The 18805-nt window shown below is 39.8% G+C and carries 15 protein-coding genes; 4 read left to right on the forward strand and 11 right to left on the reverse strand.

Annotation, left to right across the window (positions count from 1 at the left end; genetic code table 11):
• Positions 1–194 precede the first annotated feature (194 nt).
• The 8 genes from IM507_RS14160 to IM507_RS14195 all read right to left on the reverse strand — a co-directional run bounded on the left by IM507_RS14160 (position 195) and on the right by IM507_RS14195 (position 8836).
• Positions 195–1568 (reverse strand): hypothetical protein, encoded by a 1374-nt coding sequence (locus IM507_RS14160; RefSeq protein WP_069474214.1) that lies wholly within the window; start codon positions 1566–1568, stop codon positions 195–197.
• 19 nt (positions 1569–1587) lie between these two features.
• Positions 1588–2787: a glycosyltransferase family protein gene (locus tag IM507_RS14165; protein ID WP_123230065.1), complete on the reverse strand. Its 1200-nt coding sequence runs from the start codon at positions 2785–2787 to the stop codon at positions 1588–1590.
• 5 nt (positions 2788–2792) lie between these two features.
• Entirely contained in the window at positions 2793–3695 is a 903-nt protein-coding gene (locus tag IM507_RS14170) for an FkbM family methyltransferase (RefSeq protein WP_002740148.1), read from the reverse strand.
• 6 nt (positions 3696–3701) lie between these two features.
• Positions 3702–4451 (reverse strand): class I SAM-dependent methyltransferase, encoded by a 750-nt coding sequence (locus tag IM507_RS14175; protein WP_123230064.1) that lies wholly within the window; start codon positions 4449–4451, stop codon positions 3702–3704.
• A gap of 767 nt (positions 4452–5218) precedes the next feature.
• The gene (locus tag IM507_RS14180) at positions 5219–6754 is read right to left on the reverse strand and encodes a lipopolysaccharide biosynthesis protein (RefSeq protein ID WP_123230063.1); all 1536 of its coding nucleotides are present in this window, start codon (positions 6752–6754) and stop codon (positions 5219–5221) included.
• Positions 6755–6785: 31 nt separating this feature from the next.
• Positions 6786–7556: an FkbM family methyltransferase gene (locus tag IM507_RS14185; RefSeq protein ID WP_353847175.1), complete on the reverse strand. Its 771-nt coding sequence runs from the start codon at positions 7554–7556 to the stop codon at positions 6786–6788.
• Between the two features lie 86 nt (positions 7557–7642).
• Complete coding sequence (locus tag IM507_RS14190; RefSeq protein WP_036401672.1) at positions 7643–7921, reverse strand: hypothetical protein; 279 nt, start codon at positions 7919–7921, stop codon at positions 7643–7645.
• Positions 7922–8065: 144 nt separating this feature from the next.
• A complete protein-coding gene (locus IM507_RS14195) occupies positions 8066–8836 on the reverse strand; it encodes a Uma2 family endonuclease (RefSeq protein WP_069474222.1) in 771 nt (256 codons plus the stop codon).
• Positions 8837–9508: 672 nt separating this feature from the next.
• Between IM507_RS14195 and IM507_RS14200 the strand changes: the two genes are divergently transcribed.
• The 3 genes from IM507_RS14200 to IM507_RS14210 all read left to right on the forward strand — a co-directional run bounded on the left by IM507_RS14200 (position 9509) and on the right by IM507_RS14210 (position 16321).
• Positions 9509–11821: a GumC family protein gene (locus tag IM507_RS14200; protein ID WP_287637236.1), complete on the forward strand. Its 2313-nt coding sequence runs from the start codon at positions 9509–9511 to the stop codon at positions 11819–11821.
• A 136-nt stretch (positions 11822–11957) separates the two neighbouring features.
• Positions 11958–13415, forward strand: a complete 1458-nt coding sequence (locus IM507_RS14205) for a DASH family cryptochrome (protein WP_287637237.1) — start codon at positions 11958–11960, stop codon at positions 13413–13415.
• Positions 13416–13621: 206 nt separating this feature from the next.
• Positions 13622–16321 carry a DNA methyltransferase gene (locus IM507_RS14210; protein WP_287637238.1) on the forward strand — a complete coding sequence of 900 codons (2700 nt, stop codon included), beginning with the start codon at positions 13622–13624 and terminating at the stop codon, positions 16319–16321.
• Between the two features lie 19 nt (positions 16322–16340).
• Here the strand turns inward: IM507_RS14210 and IM507_RS14215 are convergent, their stop codons facing one another.
• The 3 genes from IM507_RS14215 to IM507_RS14225 form a co-directional block, all read right to left on the reverse strand.
• Positions 16341–16520, reverse strand: coding sequence for a PIN domain-containing protein (locus tag IM507_RS14215; RefSeq protein WP_002739501.1), 180 nt, complete (start codon positions 16518–16520; stop codon positions 16341–16343).
• Entirely contained in the window at positions 16486–16743 is a 258-nt protein-coding gene (locus IM507_RS14220; RefSeq protein ID WP_287637239.1) for a hypothetical protein, read from the reverse strand. Before IM507_RS14220 ends, IM507_RS14215 begins: the two co-directional genes overlap by 35 nt.
• A gap of 309 nt (positions 16744–17052) precedes the next feature.
• Complete coding sequence (locus IM507_RS14225) at positions 17053–17301, reverse strand: Ycf34 family protein (RefSeq protein ID WP_002739872.1); 249 nt, start codon at positions 17299–17301, stop codon at positions 17053–17055.
• A 94-nt stretch (positions 17302–17395) separates the two neighbouring features.
• On the opposite strand from IM507_RS14225, the gene IM507_RS14230 reads away from it, so the two are divergent.
• Positions 17396–18613, forward strand: coding sequence for a tRNA nucleotidyltransferase/poly(A) polymerase family protein (locus IM507_RS14230; protein ID WP_287637240.1), 1218 nt, complete (start codon positions 17396–17398; stop codon positions 18611–18613).
• Positions 18614–18805 lie beyond the last annotated feature (192 nt).

Here is an 18805-nt window from a genome sequence, read left to right on the forward strand (position 1 = left end):
GGTGCTAGACTGATATTTCAGTAAGCCAGACAGGAGCCAGAAAAAGATATTTATCAGAAAAGTCATGATCAAGCTAGAGGTTTAAAGACTGATCGGGTTCCAATTATTTTTATTAATAAATATTTTACACAATTCATACCAAGTAAGCAACAGAGCTACGCCACTACTACCGAATCATTACCTCGATTTATTAATTACTCAAAGAAAATGCCAAGACCATGCTTTCTAATATGTGAGTAAGCACCAAAAGCAAAACCAATTCCCAAAGAATTAAATTGACTGTAACCACCCGAAAGCAACAGCAATACAGCCCACCCAAATACCCCTGGTAGGACGGTGAGCAAAGCAGTTCGTTTGAGATAATCTAATCGGTGCGGTTTCACAATGGATTTTATAAATAATAGGGGAAGTTTTACATATAAAATAAAAACAACAAAACCGAACATAATCAATCCGCCTTTAAGCAAAAAAGTCAAAACACCTATATGGAAAGCGTTAATTTCATAGCCCAATACTGAGAAAAACGTTGCGCCTAAACCCTTACCAAATAAAAATTCAATTTCATCTTGCAAAACTTGAAGCCCTCCGATGGCCTCCTCAATTCGCAATTCAGAAGATCGATCAGTAGATTGGTCAGGATTGAAAAACCTTTCAAAGATTAAACTATTCTGGAATAGATCCGCGAATAACTGCTCAAAATTAATAAAAAATACGGCGACTACCAGAAAGATACCGATCAAGAATAATAGATAAATCAACCACTTTGGCTGTTTTAGAGATGATTTAGTAGTTAGGGCTCCATTAGATATATGATAAGATAAACCAAAAGCAGAGAAAATTACTACAGTTAGTAAAGATAAGGTAACAGATCTCGTTGCTCCAATAAATCCCAAAGAATAAAGGTGAATCGCAACTAATCCCAATATTGAGATTGTCCAAAACCAGCCCTGCCGACATAATACACCAAGAGCAATTCCAGTCAGTGGTAAGAGTAAAGAGGAATATGCCCATGTATTCCAATCTGTGATTCTTTCTGTCACCCCCGCATTAGCAAGAGCGTTCATTCTCTCAGCTTGCAGTGAAATAGAATAGTAAATAAATACAGTTGAAACAGATATGAGTGAAGTAAGTTGTATTTTGGGGCGATAGGAATTAGCAAGAATGCGAAACATTGCCAAGCCACCTATCAGCCATAAACAAACAGATAAATCCATTCGTATCCAATCAATACTATTGCCAAAAAGTTGCCAGCCCATCCAAGTATAAAAGATAACAACAGCCCCATAGAAAATTCCTGTTTTGCCCAATAACAAGCGACGAAATTCTCTATCAATAAAGAAGGCGGAGCCAACAAGAATAAAAAAAGCAAGGATTGTACCTGATGCTACACCTACCTTGACTGCGCTGCGTTGTTCTATGTCAAATTGGGCATTGAGAAAATCAGAAAAAGTCAGCAAAAATAGACTGACATAAAAAATCGAGGTTGCGGCAAGCTTGATAAAGGAAGCTTGAAGGTATTTTTTTTTCTTGGAAATAGTGAGAGTTGGCAGCGGTTGAAAGATGCTCATTACTAATAAAATACAGATTTTACACAAACTCTAAAATTTTCTGAAAAGCAGAGATCAATTGGTCGATTGAATGCCGGTGTCTATACCCTTCAAAATCTGGCTGGATAGAAAGATTGCCGGTGGAGAGTTCCTCATGCAATCTTTCTAAGATGCTAACACACTGAGACACACTTCCTCCTTCAATCCCATAGCCAAGATTAAACTTCTGAACCCGTTCGCCCATACAGTAGTTTTTGCTGGCGATTACAGGTTTCTCGAAGATTGCTGCTTTAGTCAGGATGTTGCTACTGTAAGGAAAATTTTCATAGGCAGCATACAGGACATCGCATACCTGAACAACGGCATTAAATCTTGACCCGTCAGGAATCGAATTCAAGTAAAAGAAACAGTTGTCTGGGTTTACTTTGACAATCTCCTGAATTTTCGCCAGTTCTGCGGCTGTAAATGCTGGTTCAGCCAGCCTACCTGCAAAGACAAAAAACCAGCGATCGCTCACTTGTTGAGAAACTTCCAGAAGCGTAAGTGTTCCTTTCCGCTTATCTAGAGCTCCCAACAAACCAATGATCTTCCTGCCAGCAGCTTTAGCACGAATTTTTTGGGTAATCTCAAAGCTCATATCGGGGGGTGATTCATCGGTGATATCAGTCAAGACGACCACAGGTTTATTAAGCTTCTGCTGTAACTTGTCAGCAATACCTTCGTCTAGCACGGCCACTACTGGACAGTGGGAAGATTTTAGCACTGATAAGGGATTTAAGATGCCGTGGCGCATCCACCGGAGTTTTGGTGGTATCCGTAGGTAGCCAGGTTGAAAATAAAGCCCTGACCAAGGATAGGGAAAGATGATGTCGGTGATAGCAGGAATTAATCCTAAGTATGTATCAAGCCAGGCAAAAAAGGTGATATCGGGGGCTTTGCCTAGCTTTGAGGAAATTTCTTGGATACTCTGGGCGACTCGTTGCCAGCGGGCTACAGCCATTGCCCTCGCCTGCAATCGGCGACCGGAAAACTGACTTGGCGAGGGTTCATGCAACTCAAAGGAGTGAAAGTTACTTGCCAACTCTGGACAGTGCTTGGCAATCCACAGGTTCATCTCTTCCGGTTCGGGACACAGAGAGATTACTTCATTTCCCAGGTCTAGTAGCGTCTTGGCGAAAAACTTCAGGTAGGTAGGGTGGTGGCCACCCCACAAGGTATCAACTAGGGCGATGGTTTTCAAAGCTTTTAACTCTCGTTCTTAGATTTCTGTGATACGGCCACGAACATATGATTGCCTATACTAACCTTACTTATGTCATTTTCAAGCAATGGCTCAAGCCGGCCGTAGGAACCCAGTTTAAACCAATTATAGCCACAATCCCTAAGCATTAAAATAATGTCTGAAGGGTGATAACCAAAGGCTTTTGACATTTCATCGGTAATTTCTATTAAAAGTCGAGAGATTTTCTGGGATTGAAACATTTCCAGCATTCCCTTGAGTACAAGGTATTCTCCGCCTTCCACATCAAGTTTCATTAAATCTATATGCCGTACATTATTCTTTTGTAACCAGGTAGAACCCCGAAAAAGTTGAACTGGTATTGTCTTAAATTTATCGGGAGCTGCTGAAGGATGAATAATCTTGCCCAATGAGTTATAAACTTCCATTCCTGGTGCGCCTGAATTGAATTCTACAATCTCATCTTTTTCTCCAAAACCTGCCTGATGTATTTCCAGGTTATTAAATTTGTTCAACTCCTTATTTTTTTTCAGTAGATTGAAGGCAAAGTCTCCCGGTTCAAAAGCTATAACACGACCGCTTGGAGTTACTATTTTAGAGCAAAACAGCGAGAAGTAGCCAATGTTAGCGCCAATATCCAGAAAAGTTTGTCCAGGCTTGAGATGATCGCTGATGAAATCAAGTGATTCAGGTTCAAATATATATTTAGTATAGCCAATTTTAAAGTACATATCTGGGTGAATTACCATTGGCAGATTGATTCCTGGCATTACATCCACCAACTCTTGACCTTTGACTTTTGCCACTTCTAATTTAAGCTGATTTTGCCGAAAAAGATTTTGATCTAATCTTAATCTGCGGGTGATCGCTCTTGTGACTCTTCTTGAAAAAAATTTTAGGTTGTTCATGCAATGTCAGTTATGTCTTACTTGGTGTTGTATAAGTTCATCTGTCAACATTTCATTGTCAAGTTTAGTCCTCGAAGCAATAAATATAGAACGACTCAAACCGTTATGTTTTTCTGGATGATTCCAGTCTAGAGGAAATTCCTCATGATTAGGTTGTGTTCTAGGGATGTAAACATAATCAAAATGATTTTGTAAACGAGAAAATATCCATCGTCGTGTTGGACGACATCCCACACCAGAAAAAGCCTGAGTAGGTTTAGTTTGTATTTCTTTGACAGGATTTATCTGTTCATTATCACCAAAAGAAACACAAGTTTCTAAAAAAAGAATTTTTTGACAAGATTGACTTAGAAAATCCAAGGCCAAATCAGGATTTTTCAAATGGTAGAGTAATCCATAGCAATGAACTACATCAAATGGACTATTTTCAATTGGCTGAGGAGAATCCAAATCTAATCTCAAGATATTAACTCCGGGGTAACGCAAGACAAGATAATCAAGATTATCTTGTCTTGTTTCTGTTATCGTAATTTGGCACTCTCTGTCTAGATAGTAATGAGAGTGATCACCTATCCCTGCTCCCACTTCAAGTACTGACATACCTCTTACAGGTATGTTAAGGCTGGCCAAATGTTCAAGTCGTCTTGCATTATGCCTTAAATAAGCATTTGAGTGAAAGTGAAAAACAGGATCATTATTTTTGACTATTTTGTATCTCAGGTATTTAAAAGTCTTCTGAATAATATTTTTGAACATGACTTAAATCCTCCAAGGTTTCTATGTTTATGTTTGTTTAAATATATGGGCTTTTTAGTAACTCAAAAGCTTTCTAGGAAAAAAATTCAAGAATTTTTTCTAAAAATCATGGTTACTGTTTAGAGGGTTAGGGAGTAAATAAGATTTTAGCCTTCCCCCTACAAAACTGGGCGGCTAAAGTCACAGCAGTGCGATAACGTGTTTGAAACCCGCTTTGTTCCCAATACCTTCCCAAACTTCCATGCTATTGTATCACACCTACTGGTCAATGACAACCTCGGCTTGTAAATGATTATATGGCAGATGAAAGATTCCACAGAAGATAAGTAGTCGTGCAAAATTAATTTCCTATTCGAGACAGGAGACGGGAGACGGGAGACAGCTATTAGGGATCGGATTTGAGTTTTCAGTTCACTGTTTCCTCACACCAGAAGTCTGACGGAGTAGTGGCTTAGATGTGTAATTAATTTTGCTTAGGTACTTATACGAGTATATTTGCTTGGAAAATATAGAAACAGCGTAAGGATTCAGGTGTCTCAAATGCAGTCACAGAGAGGCTTCTAAAATCTCAGAACTCGCTAAACTAACAGTTTCATTCTCAATAAGCATTCTCATTAAGGCTTTCAGCGTTTCTTAATGAGAATGAGGATTTGTCCATAATTCGCCTAAATGCTTACACAGCATGGTTTTGAATGCTTTTTGTATGACCTGAATCCTTACGAAACATCTTTCTAGATAAACATATCAATCAGTTTAACATTGGTTGACTAACGCTCTTTTGACAGATTCAGCTTACCACAAAAAAGCAAGATAGCTCTATTTAAAGTTTTTGCTCTACCCGTACTACCAAAACATCTATTTTCCAGATAATAAACAAATAATATTCCAGAAAAATAAAAGATCATTAAAGATGTAAATTGTGTGATCAATGTAGTTTTGATTGAATTGTTTGCAAGGTGAATAAAAGTAGCTACAATCATTAAAATAATAGATGATATTAAGGGTTTGATTGTCCACTTGGTGAAGGTCAACCAGTTCATATTATTATGAGCATGGCGCAACAAGTAAATGACTCCTAAAATCATCATCAATTGTCCGATAACTGCATATTTAAAACCAAAATTTAGTGACAAAAAAACGAAAAAGGGGAAATAGCCTATATCAGTGATCACAACATAAATCCAGTTTTGTTTTGCATTTCCTTTACTTAAATTAAAAAAGAATGTAACTATAGCTTGTGCATGAATATAGCCTACCCAACAAAAAATAAACAACTGAAAACTAGCTTTGCTAGAAAATCCGGCATTGACCATGATAGTCAATAAGGCTGGACCAGCAATAATCAGTCCTGAATAGACAAAACCAGCAATTAACCCAATAAACCAGCGCAAGCGGTCTTCGATTTGTTCGGCTACTACTTCTAATTTATCTCCCTGAGCCGAGAGCATGGGAAATAGATAAGAAGACTGTCCAACTAACATTTGGTGAACTGTTATATAAATTCTTTGAGCAAAGGTGTAAAAAGGTAAAGAAGAACTGCCAAATACAGAAGTTAAAAATATTTTATCAACACCATCAAAAAACATAACTTTTATTTGAGTTAAGTAAACCCATTTTCCGAAAGACCAAAGCTCAATAAACATTGCTTGATCCCAGGAAGGACGTGTCAAAAATCCCAGAATTTTAGTAACTATAAACCCCGTACATAAACAACTCAGAATAGATAGAGCTAAACTAATTATGCCTAATGTTAAAATATTAGGAAAGGCTTTCAAAAAAGTTATTCCCAAAATAGCATTGGCTAACATAAAAGTAGTATTAATTTTAGTCTGCCAGTCAAATCTTTGAAGAGAAGCGAGAAATATCTTAAAATAACCAGTGATTTGTTGTAACAAAAACGCCAATCCTAATAATATACAGTACCAATGTCCTATAGAAGCATTTCCTTCGTATTTACTCCACTGAACAATCCAAGCAGAACCGAAAGCAAAAATACAAAACCCAAACAATCCAAAAGCCAGAGAAGTTGTAAAACAAACTCCTGCTATTTTCTGAATTTCTCCCAAATTATTTTCTTCATAAGCCCGACTAATCAACCGGGTTGCAGCAGCACCCAGTCCCAAACCACTAAAGGTGTTGTTAATGCCAACAATAGTAGCAATGGCAATGGCAAATCCAGCTTCCGCTTCACCCAACCAGCGAATCGTTAACCCGGCAAAAAGGAATCCTAGAATAGCTGTCATGAGAGAACCAATGGCAGTCCACTTAGAATTATTAACAGCTTTGGCAAGTAGATCGCTCAACTAAGTAAACTCCTTTTTGATACCGCTCTAATTACATAACATCAGTGTTCTTAAATATAGCATCCATTTGCAGTATTTCTGAACGATTGTCATGGTATCGCCATTCAAATCCCTTGCCAACCATAATATATTTATTCTCTTCTAGTAGTTTGATGATTTCCCATAAATAGGGTTGATCTCGATAAAACTGACGAAATGATAATTCAATCACTAAGTATTTAGATTTTTTTAATAAATTTATACTCCCCTTTAAAACCTCAAGCTCAAAACCTTGAACATCTAGTTTAATTACATCAGGGATTGGTAGATCATCACTGGCATATATTGCATCTAAAATTCTAATTTCTACTTCCTCCTGATCTTGCTGGTTTTGCGAAATACTATTAGGAAAATACTTATTTTGTTTTTCAGGATCAAGAAAAGATGCTGAAGAAGTTCCTCCTTTAATTAATAACTTATCTTCCCTTTCACCTAATCCACAATGGTAAATAACTTTGCTAACTCCGGGTAAAGATAAAGATTGCAATTTTTCTTGATACTGAGATTGGGGTTCAAAAAAAACCACGTGTTCTAAAGTGGGACTCATTTGACTTAAAACATAGGTCCAGTTACCAGCATTTGCCCCTATATCACAGAGACACTTTGGTTGAATGAATTTAAGCAGTATATCTATGGTCTCAAAACAATCTATATATCTGAATATACTTGATTCACATCCAAAATATTCGATTCTTTTCGATAGCCGAAACATCCTACTCGAGAGACCTTTTAACAATTTAGCCAACAATAATTTTTGCTCCATGATAGTCTATCAATTATTTTGTAAATTAGTTTCACAAAAGGTTAGGTTAAATTGTCGAGACGCAATCGCCACTGGTTTGATCAAGCTTATGATTGATTTTCTGGTTTAATTTGCCGAATCAAATAGCGAACTTCTGACAGCAAAACCTCAAAACGCTTGTCTGACTCTTCCTGTCTTTGCCTCACTTCATCCATATTACGCTGTTGTTGTGCGGCAATTTGGAGTAGAGCGTTTGCCGTTAGTCGTACCCCGTCCATCGAATCTCTAAGGTCTGCAACCGATCCCGTCAATTCCGAAACTGAGTCTGCCAATTTATCTAGCATCTCATCTGTCCATCTGGAGTGTTCGGATGAGCTTCTGGTCATGGCTGGCTTTTCTCATTTGTTAATAACTGGTTACAATTGATTATCGACGCAATCTCCAGCAATTTCCCAATATATTTCCTCTCGACGCATAACAGTTGCTACCATAGCACACAATCAGCTAAATTGTAAAGCTGTATAGATTCTTCATTGAGCCTCCAGGTCAATTCCCATCGCCCTTAGCCGCGCCGCCAAGCTGTCTGCCCTAGCTTTTTCTCCCTCAGCCCGCCGTTGAGCTTGTTCGGCTCGTTGTTCGGTTTGTTCAATCCGTTCACTACCCCACAATAGTAAATTACCTGATTGATCCCACCAGCGCAACCAATGAGCCGTTACTGCTGCTTTTTTCCCCTGCCATACTCCTAGAAATAAACCGATTTCTGCCCGCCAGTAACGATGATCCTCATCCGCTTTTTGTAACTCATACTTCCCTGATACTAAGCGATAAACTTCTAATTCTCCGCTTTGTGGTTGAAAAACGCTATAGAAAGGTACTTGTAAGATTCGCTCGTAGAAATACCACTTGCCATAGGGATAGTGGGGATTGATAGAATACTCCCCTCCCTCCGTTTCTGAGATGAATTCCATGACAATTGCTGGCACTTCCCCTTCTGCATGGGGCGTGTAGCTGCGGCGAATTTCTCCTTCTCGGATAGGTGCTACTGCGGGTACATAAACCCAATCGGGAGCTTTTACTACTGTCTTAGGGCCAACGGTGGCGCAAATGCCAAAATTAGCAGCAATAAGACTCGCTTCCACAATTAAACTGGCTAATTCTAAAGATTCTCGCCAAGCCGCCGCGAGGAGGGGTTGTCGGGTGCTTTCCACTGGTTCATCAGGGAGGACAAAATCCGCTGGCAATTTCTCCCAGGTAATGGGGGGTAAAGTATCGGAGATGCGAGGTGCTAATGGGATTGTCATTTAGGCTCTTCTGTGATGGTGGTTATGGCGGTTTAGCTTGTTATAAGAGCAAATGAGTAAGCTCTTGACTATCTAAATTACTCGTTAAGATTGCAGGGGAGTACCGGAGCTGCGGGGCAGGGAGAAGCAGTTTGAGCATTTGTACTAAAATTTTCAATACGCAGTTTAAATTCAGTACAGCTTATTGCGATTGGCAGAATAGTACATAATTTGTAACCGTTCAGGGGGGGTATGTCAAGCGGCCAGTGGCATTGGCTAGGTAGGGTAAACGCACCTTAATTTGGTAATTACCGGAAAAACTAGAGTTGTCATTGTAGCATGGTGTTATGATGAAGCGGTGACTAATCGAACCAGATTGCTACCGCAAAATCTTTTAAACCGCGTCCACGGGGAACCCCGTAGTTTGCCTTTTTCGGCTATGATCTTTGCATAGCAATACTTTTAGGGGTTAATGGCCTGCCAGTGAGATTCCAGTTCTCTAGCTGGTTGCGGTTTATGTCCTTTAAAAGTGTCCCGAAGTCAATTTCAGCTTTAGATGTCATATTCCTTACTCTATAAGGGTTGGGGGCTATTTTAAATAGATACCATGTTTGGACAAATTCCCAAATTATTCTTAAGCTATACTGGCGTACTAGATGCGGTTTAATAGAGTTATCCCTTGACTATTTGATAATGATGAACAACCAACAAAATGGGGCTTTAAAAACCCAAAGTCAAGCAAATCTGCCAGTTTTTGACCAACCAGCTTTTATCCCCTCCGTCACGCAGGAAGGAGAGGAACTCAACCTGCGTCAATTCCTTTACGTCATCAAGCATCGCTGGTGGTTAATCGTTGGCATCACCCTAGGGGTGACGGCTGCGATCACTGCTTATACTTTCTCAAAAACCCCTATCTATCAAGGTAAATTCTTGCTGCTCATCGGTCAACCCATCGAGGAAAATAAAAGTTCTTCCAGACTGGCAGCCCAAGATATCCTACCTCAGTTAGGTGGTGAAGACATCGATTATGATACCCAAATCGCTGTTTTAACCAGTCCGCAACTCCTTAACCCCATCTTTAGTAAAATAACTCCTCAATATCCCGACTTTACCTACAGTGATTTAATTAGTAAAACTGGCCAATCTGATCTCAAAATTAGTCGACAAAAAGAGACGAAAGTTTTAGAAATTTCCTATCAAGATGAGGAACCGGAAAAAATTAAGCTGGTTTTAGATAATTTAGCCCGTCATTACCTAAACTATAGTTCTCAGGAACGGAAGACCGAAATTAATCAAGGGTTAGATTTTGTTAACGCTCAATTGCCCGTGCTGCAGGAACGAGTTAATACTCTACAAAAACAAATGCAGCAATTCCGGCAGCAATACAATTTCCTCGATCCCGATAAAGAGGCAACTCGTTTATCACAACAGTTAACCACTACTGAACAAGATTATCGGGGTGCCCAAGTTGCCCTTAACGAAATTAACTCTCGCTATCAGGCTTTACAGCAACAGGTGGGATTAGACCCTAATCAAGCAATTATCGCTACTTATCTCAGTGAATCTCCCGGTTATCAAGATTTGCTCAAGCAGCTGCAGGAAGTAGAAGTGGAATTGGCCAAACAATCGGCAGTTTTTGCCAAGGATAGCCCGATAATCGCCACCCTAGAGGAAAAACGGGCTAATTTACTGCCCCTACTGCAAAACGAAGCCCAGAGAACCCTAGGAGAAAAACTGCCCCAGACAGTGGGTGACTCCCCAGCTTTGGTGTCACAGAGCGCTTTGCGGGTACAATTAACCCAACAATTGGTGGAAGCCGCTAACAGTCGCAAAACCCTAGAAATTAAGGTAGAATCCCTTGCCCGGGCCCTCGAACAACAGAAAGCCTCGGTCAAAAATCTGGCGGTTTTAGCCCGTCGTTATACGGATTTGCAGCGAGAGTTGGAAATCGCCACCACCAGTCTCGACCGTTTTCTGGAGGAACAACAAAAACTTCAACTCAAGGTGGCACAACAAGTGGTGCCTTGGCAACTAATTTCCCCACCAGAAGTAGGGGAAAAGTTCGTTTCTCCTAAACCTGTGCGAAATCTGGCTTTAGGGGTTATCGGTGGCCTTTTATTAGGACTGGGGGCGGCCTTTTTAGCTGAAAGATTAGACCCCGTTCATCATAGTGCAGATGAACTAAAAGAAGATACCAAACTACCCCTTTTGGGCGCAATTCCCTGGCAAAAAGACCTTGGCACCATCGAAAAAGTGATCACCGCCGCCCTACCCCAGTTAACAGTCGGTGATCGCAAAATGACTATCCCTAATACGACTGGGAAATCGGCCGACGAAAACCCCTCCTACTATAATTTCTCCCCCTTCTCGGAAGCTTTCCGCACTCTCAACACCAATATTCGCCTCCTCGATGCCGATTCCCACCGCAAGTCCCTCGTGGTTAGTTCTGTATCACCGGGAGATGGTAAAACCACCATGTCAATAAATATCGCTAAGGCCGCCGCTCGTATGGGACAAAGAGTCTTACTGGTGGATGCTGACCTGCGACGACCCCAGGTTCACCATCGACTTAATCTCGATAACGACCACGGCCTTAGTAATGTCCTCGCCGAGGGTCTCGATTGGAATGAGGCAATTCAACCTCTACCCCGTTACGAGAATTTATCGATTCTTACCGCCGGTGAAATTCCCCCAGATCCAACCCGCTTGCTTTCTTCCCAGAGAATGCAGGAGATGATCTCGCGTTTACAGCAAGAGCAAGCCTTCGATCTAATTATCTATGATCTACCACCGATCGCCGCTTTTGCCGATGCCAAAATTCTCGCCGCCATGGCCACCGGACTGGTTCTCGTCACCAAACTGGGCAAAACCGATCGCTTTGCCCTGAAAAATCTGCTCGAAGATCTGAGATTATCCCATATTTCCGTGTTAGGTTTAGTGGCTAATAATGTTGGTCGGAAAAACCATAATTATCGTTACTATGGCCATTACTACGGGAAAAGATAATTAAATTAAAGATAGATCCCCCCTTAATAAGGGGGGTTTCGATCCCCCCTTAATCCCCCCTGAATAAGGGGGGTATCTGATGGTTTTTAACACCTAACTACTTATTGATCGGTTATCAACTTTTAATTGATGTTAAATGCGGGTTTTAATCTGGTATCGGAATGATCTGCGAGTTCACGATCACGAGGCAATTTATCGAGCCATTCAAGAACAATTAGAGATAATTCCTTTCTATTGTTTTGATGAGCGTCAATTTGGTTTTACTTCCTACGGGTTTCCCAAAACTGGCAAGTTCCGGGCTAAATTTTTATTAGAAAGCGTAGCAAATTTACGACAATCTCTGGAAGGTTTAGGCAGTAATTTAATTATCCGACGGGGAAAACCAGAAGAAATTATCCCGCAATTAGTTCAAGAATTGCAGATAGCCAGGGTTTATTATCATCAAGAGGTTACAGCAGAGGAATTAGCGGTAGAAAAGGCTGTAAATAAGGCTTTATCTATAATTCCTGTGCAGATAAAAACTTTTTGGACAGCCACTTTATATCATCCTGATGATTTACCTTTTACCCTTAATCAACTGCCAGAATTATTTACTAATTTTCGTAAACAAGTAGAACGTCATTGGGAAATAAGAACAACTTATCCCAGTCCGAAAAAGTTGACAAAATTACCTAAAATAGATTGGGGAAATCTTCCTATTTTAAAGGATTTAGGCTTAACAGAACTAATTCTAGACCAGGGAGGTGTTTTATCATTTCAAGGGGGTGAAATAGCAGGAAAATCACGGGTTAAAGAATATATTTGGGATAGTGATTCCTTAAAAACCTATAAGGAAACCCGCAATGAAATGTTAGGGACTAATTATTCCTCAAAATTCTCAGCTTGGTTAAGTTTTGGCTGTCTTTCCCCCCGTTATATTTATGAAGAAGTACAAAAATATGAGCAAACAAGAGTAAAAAATGACTCTACTTATTGGCTAATTTTTGAATTATTATGGCGAGATTTTTTTCGATTTATTGGCAGTAAACACGGGAATAAAATCTTTTATAAATCTGGTTTGCAAGAACTTAATTTACCCTGGCTAGAAGATTGGCAAAGATTTAATCTTTGGTGTGAGGGAAAAACTGGTTATCCCCTTGTAGATGCTAATATGAGAGAGTTAGCTGCTACAGGATTTATGTCAAATCGTGGACGGCAAAATGTCGCTAGTTTTCTGACTAAAAATCTCGGTATTGATTGGCGTATGGGAGCAGAATGGTTCGAGTCATTATTAGTTGATTACGATGTCTGTAGTAATTGGGGTAATTGGAATTACACTGCTGGTGTCGGTAATGACGCACGAGGATTTCGTTATTTTAATATCCCGAAACAGTCGAAAGATTATGATCCCAAAGGTGATTATTTACGTCACTGGTTGCCCGAATTAGCCCTAATAAAAGGCGATAAAATTCACGAACCTTATAAATTATCTCTGGAGGAACAAAAGCGTTATGGGGTGATTTTAGGGGTTAATTATCCTCGTCCTATTGTCGATTTTTTTCAATCAATTAAACACAACGAAAAAATTTATCTCGCCAAGTCGTTGCTGATTTGAGATATGAATCTTCTCTTGTGGGATTTTTAAAACCTAGACCCAAAATAACTTTTGGATACGATGGACAATTGCCATTTATACCTTGATTCAACAACGCCTCGAATTGGCATAGGCTTGACTTCGATTTCAACTCAGTTCCTTTATTTTATCGTGTAAGATAGTGATCGCACCACAACGCCCACCCTACTCCAATAGAAAGGCAAAAGATGACTACTACTCTTGAAAGCTTACAGGAATTTATTGATTTTTGTCAACAGCACATTACTGGCAAAGAAAGGAAAGAAGCTCAGATTTTCCTAGACCGTTTCTTTCGAGCTTTTGGTCATAAAGGTGCGTTAGAAGCGGGTGCAACCTATGAGGAGGCGATTACTAAAGGTAGCAAGAAAGGTAAAACGGGATTTGCTGATTTAGTTTGGAAACCTCGTGTTTTAATTGAAATGAAAAAGCGAGGAGAAGATTTAAGTAAGCACTATCCCCAAGCTTTTGAATACTGGAGTCGATTGGTTCCTAATCGCCCTCGCTATGTCTTATTATGTAATTTTGATCAGTTCTGGATTTTTGATTTTGATCTTCAAATAGATGAACCGGTAGATCGAGTAAATCTCAACGATTTGAAAAATCGGGTGAGTGCCTTCAATTTTATGGAAGTAGGGAATCGTACCCCTATTTTTCAGAATAATCAGGTCGAGATTACAGAAACGGCAGCGCGGCGGATGGGTGAGTTGTTTCAACTGTTAAAAAAACGCGGTCATAAAAGCGGTTTTGATGAGTTGACGGCCCAGCGATTTATTTTGCAGTGTGTATTAGCAATGTTTGCTGAGGATCGAGGATTATTACCGAGAGATTTATTTATTTCTTGTGTACAAGAATGTCTAAATGGTGGCAATTCCTATGATGTCTTGGGGGGATTATTTCAACAGATGAACCAACCCGGAATTACCCCCGCTGGCAAGTATCAGGGAGTGGATTATTTTAATGGGGGACTGTTTAGTATAATTCATCCAATTGAATTAACTAATAAAGAATTAGAGTTTCTGGATGTGGCGGCGCGTCAGGATTGGAGTAAGATCCGTCCGGCAATTTTTGGTAATATTTTTGAGGGGACAGCTAATGCTCAAGAACGTCATACTTACGGGATGCACTTTACTTCAGAAGCGGATATTATGAAAATTGTTCGCCCAACTATTAGCCGCTATTGGGAGGAGAAAATTGAGCAAGCTGGAACGATTGGCGAGTTAAATACACTTCAGTTAGAATTACAGCAGTATAAGGTATTAGATCCGGCTTGCGGTTCGGGTAATTTTCTCTATGTTGCCTATCAAGAATTAAAGCGCATTGAACAGTTATTAATTGAAAAGATTGCTAACCGTCGTCGTTCTGCTAGTGACCAATTACAGATTAGTTTTGTTACGCCTAAACAGTTTTATGGTATGGATATTAATCCTTTTGCTGTAGAATTAGCGCGGGTGACTTTAATGATTGCCAGAAAGGTGGCGATTGATAAGTTTAATTTGACGGAAGCTTCTTTACCTTTGGATACTTTGGATAGTAATATTATTTGTGCTGATGCTTTGTTTACGGATTGGCAAAAAGCAGACGCAATTATCGGTAATCCTCCATTTTTGGGAGGTAAACACATGAGATTAAATCTCAGTGATGATTATGTTAATAAAGTGTTTGCGAGGTTTTCTGAGGTTAAAGACTCGGTTGATTTTTGTTCCTATTGGTTTCGTCTAGCACATAATCAATTAGATGAGAAAGGAAGAGCGGGTTTAGTTGGAACTAATTCTATTAGTCAAGGGAAAAGTCGTGTAGCAGCGTTGGATTATATTACTCACAATGGTGGACACATTCATGAGGCGATTTCTACTCAGCCTTGGTCTGGTGAGGCTAATGTTCATGTTAGTATTGTCAATTGGAGTAAAGTTGAACCAGTAAGTTATTATTTAGATAATCATTCAGTTTCTCAGATTAATTCTTCTTTAAAAGCGACTTTAGATGTTTCTCAATCTCCACGATTAAAAGCTAATCTTAGTCAATGTTTTCAAGGAGTGATTCCTGTTGGTAAAGGTTTTCTAGTTAGTGAAAAACAAGTTGATGAATGGATTAAACAAGAACCTAAAAATACAGATGTCCTTAAGTTGTTTTCAATGGGAGCAAATCTAGCTAAAAATCCTCACGGTAAGCCAGAACGCTGGATTATTGATTTTAATGATATGAGTTTGGAGGATGCTAGTGAATATACACTACCTTTCGAGCATATTAAAGTAAATGTTAAGCCAGAAAGAGAGCAAAATAGACGAGAAGTTACTAAACTAAACTGGTGGAAATATGGTGAAAAAAGACCAGCAATGAGAACAGCAATTAAACCTTTAGATTGCTACTTTGCTGTTCCAGAAGTTTCCAAATGGGCAGTTTTTGTCCCTTGTCCCTGTGATTGGCTACCAGGTAATAAAACTAAAGTAGTTGCTTCCGATGATTATTATATCTTAGGTATTCTTTTATCTAACATTCACCGAACTTGGATGCACACCCAAAAATCTACACTTGCAAGCACAATAGCCTACACCCATAACACCTGTTTTGAAACCTTCCCCTTTCCCCAGACACCTTCACGGGAACTTGTCGAAAAAATCCGTCAAACCGCCGGGGAATTACACGAATATCGTAGTCAACAGATGGAGAAAAAACAATGGGGAATCACTAAACTATATAACCAATTCTTTAACGAACCCAGTAGCCAACTGTATCAACTCCATCAGAAATTAGACAAGCTAGTAATGGAAGCATATCACTTCCAAGCTGACGACGATATTTTAGAGAAACTATTAACCTTAAACCTGGAATTAGCAGAAAAAGAGAAGCGAGGAGAAACCGTCATCGGTCCCTGGTCTCCTTACTCTTAGATTACTCTAACTCCTTACATTAGATTGAAACAATCTGAATTTCCCTGACTCGGTGCATTGGTTTGGTTGGCTTTTCGGTGGTGATTGGTTCATCAGCTTGAATTTGCAGCGCAGCAGCAACATGAAGTGCATCCATCGCCGCTAAACCGTAAGTGCCAGCAATTTCACGACTCACTGCACCCTCCTCGACGTGCAGCAAGTTCTTGTTCTATTTCCTCTTCATTGAGCAGTTGCAATCCAGATGCGATCGCCCGATGTCGGATTTCCCATAACTTTTTGCTTAATGGTGTTTGGGGAATAAATTCAGCTTCTGGTGTTGTTTGTGACTCAGATTTAAGTATTTGAACAAATTGCCAAACTTTTTGTTGCTTTTCCGGGGTCAATTCTCGCCATTGTTCAAGTAGTTCTTCTTCTTTATCCATAAATACCTCGCTCTTAAGTAGCTGGTTATAATTAAATTAAAAATGGATTTTAGGTTCGATCCCCCCTTAGTCCCCCCTTAATAAGGGGGGCATCTGATAACTTTTAACGCCTACCTACTTAAATTATGAATTATTTGCTTTTAAGCAATGCTCATTAATAAAAACCGCTCCAGACACAACGTTTAGGAACTTTTTCTATATACATGACTACTATTGCACGGGTACAGCAAGAAAAGTTAACGGGTCTATCTATTGCTGGATAAGGGTTTTTGGCTCTTGTAGTAGATATGTATGGGTAGTTCAGGTGTTTTAGGTGGGAATTGGTTCACCTGGCCGCAAACTAGACCATTTACCGGTTTCGCGCAAAAAGCTTTCACAACCCACCACATCCCACTCCATTTCGATATAATCTTCTTTGGTGCGAATGTTAACGTTAATAGAAGGGTTCTTCGCTTCAAAGTCCGGTGTCTCGGTGAGATGACGTTCCTGATGTTGTATTTCTACGGCATGATAGGTGAGACAGCGATCAACAAAATAGCAGTTAATACAAATACACATAGGTTTAACTCTATAGGTCTTTTCCGTTAATCTAGCTCAGTCTCTCCCCAAATAGGGCCGGTAAAAATTATATTTTTGTAAATTTATCTTCTCGATGTCTTGTCAAAAAAACCTAGATAGTTTAGTTAAAGAAGTTTTTGCGATTAATCGGCAAGAATTGCCAGAAAATGCTTATTTAGTCGGTGGTGCTGTGCGAGACGCTTTATTAAACCGTCAGAAAGACTATATTGACCTAGATTTTGTGGTTCCCGAAAAAGCGATCGAAATTGCCCAAACTATTGCCCATCAGTATAAGGCCGGTTTTGTGGTTTTAGATGCCGTTCGTCAAATTGCTCGCGTCGTTTTTCCCCAGGGTACTCTTGATTTCGCACAACAGGAGGGAGAATCTCTAGAAATAGACCTAAAAAGACGGGATTTCACCGTTAATGCTCTCGCTTATAATCTCCACACCCAAGAAATTTTCGATCCTTTAGGGGGATTAAAAGATTTAGGCTGCCAATCCCTGCGGATGATTTCCCGCGAAAATCTTCAGGATGATCCCCTAAGATTATTGAGGGCCTATCGACAAGCGGCTCAATTGGACTTTGAGATCGAACCCCATACCCGTGCAACTATTCGTTCTCTTGCCCCTTTATTGCACCGTGTAGCCGCCGAAAGGGTACAATCCGAGTTGAATTACCTTTTGCTCAATTCCCGTGGCAATAAATGGCTAAAAAGTGCCTGGGAAGATGGCTTATTATCTCTCTGGTTGCGTCGGATTACCCCCGCAAAAATGGAGCGAGTTATGGGGGTGGAAGCGGCAGCGGGATTTTTAGAATCTTTGTTACCGGAAAAATTTATCTTTTCCCCTTCTCAGTTACAGTTGACAAAATTGGCCCTATTGGTATCGGATGTTTTGGCAGAAGCGGAAAAAGAGTTAATCGATCTCAAGTATTCCAGGGGGGAAATTCGCACGGTAATCACGGTGATTAAGTGTTTACCTCCCCTCAAGGAGCCAGATAATTTGAGTGTGCGGGAACAGTATTTTATTTATCTAAATACGGGAAAAGTATTTCCTGTCTTTGCCCTTTTTGCTCTATCGATGGGGATTAACAAAAATATCGTCGCTTCTCTGTTGACTTCCTATCTCGATCCTGATAATATTATCGCCCATCCCCGACCTTTATTAAGGGGCGATGATTTAATTAACCATTTACACCTGAAACCTAGTCCGATTATCGGTAAGTTATTAACCGAGGTACAAATTGCCCAAATTGATGGCCAAGTCACAGTTTTTCAGGAGGCGATCGATTTTGCTAAAAAGTTGTTATAAGTAGCTGGTTATAATTAAATTAAAAATGGATTTTAGGTTCGATCCCCCCTGCCCCCCTTATTAAGCTATCCATTAGTCAGATTTTTCTTAACAAAAAGAGAAGAAACTTAAAAAAAGGGGAAACGATTGATAGGTATAGTTTTGAAAGAAGGAATTAAGGTGGAGGTAAGCAAAAAAATGGAGAAATGGGCA

Source organism: Microcystis sp. M20BS1 (assembly GCF_020245305.1).
Lineage (GTDB): Bacteria > Cyanobacteriota > Cyanobacteriia > Cyanobacteriales > Microcystaceae > Microcystis > Microcystis ichthyoblabe_A.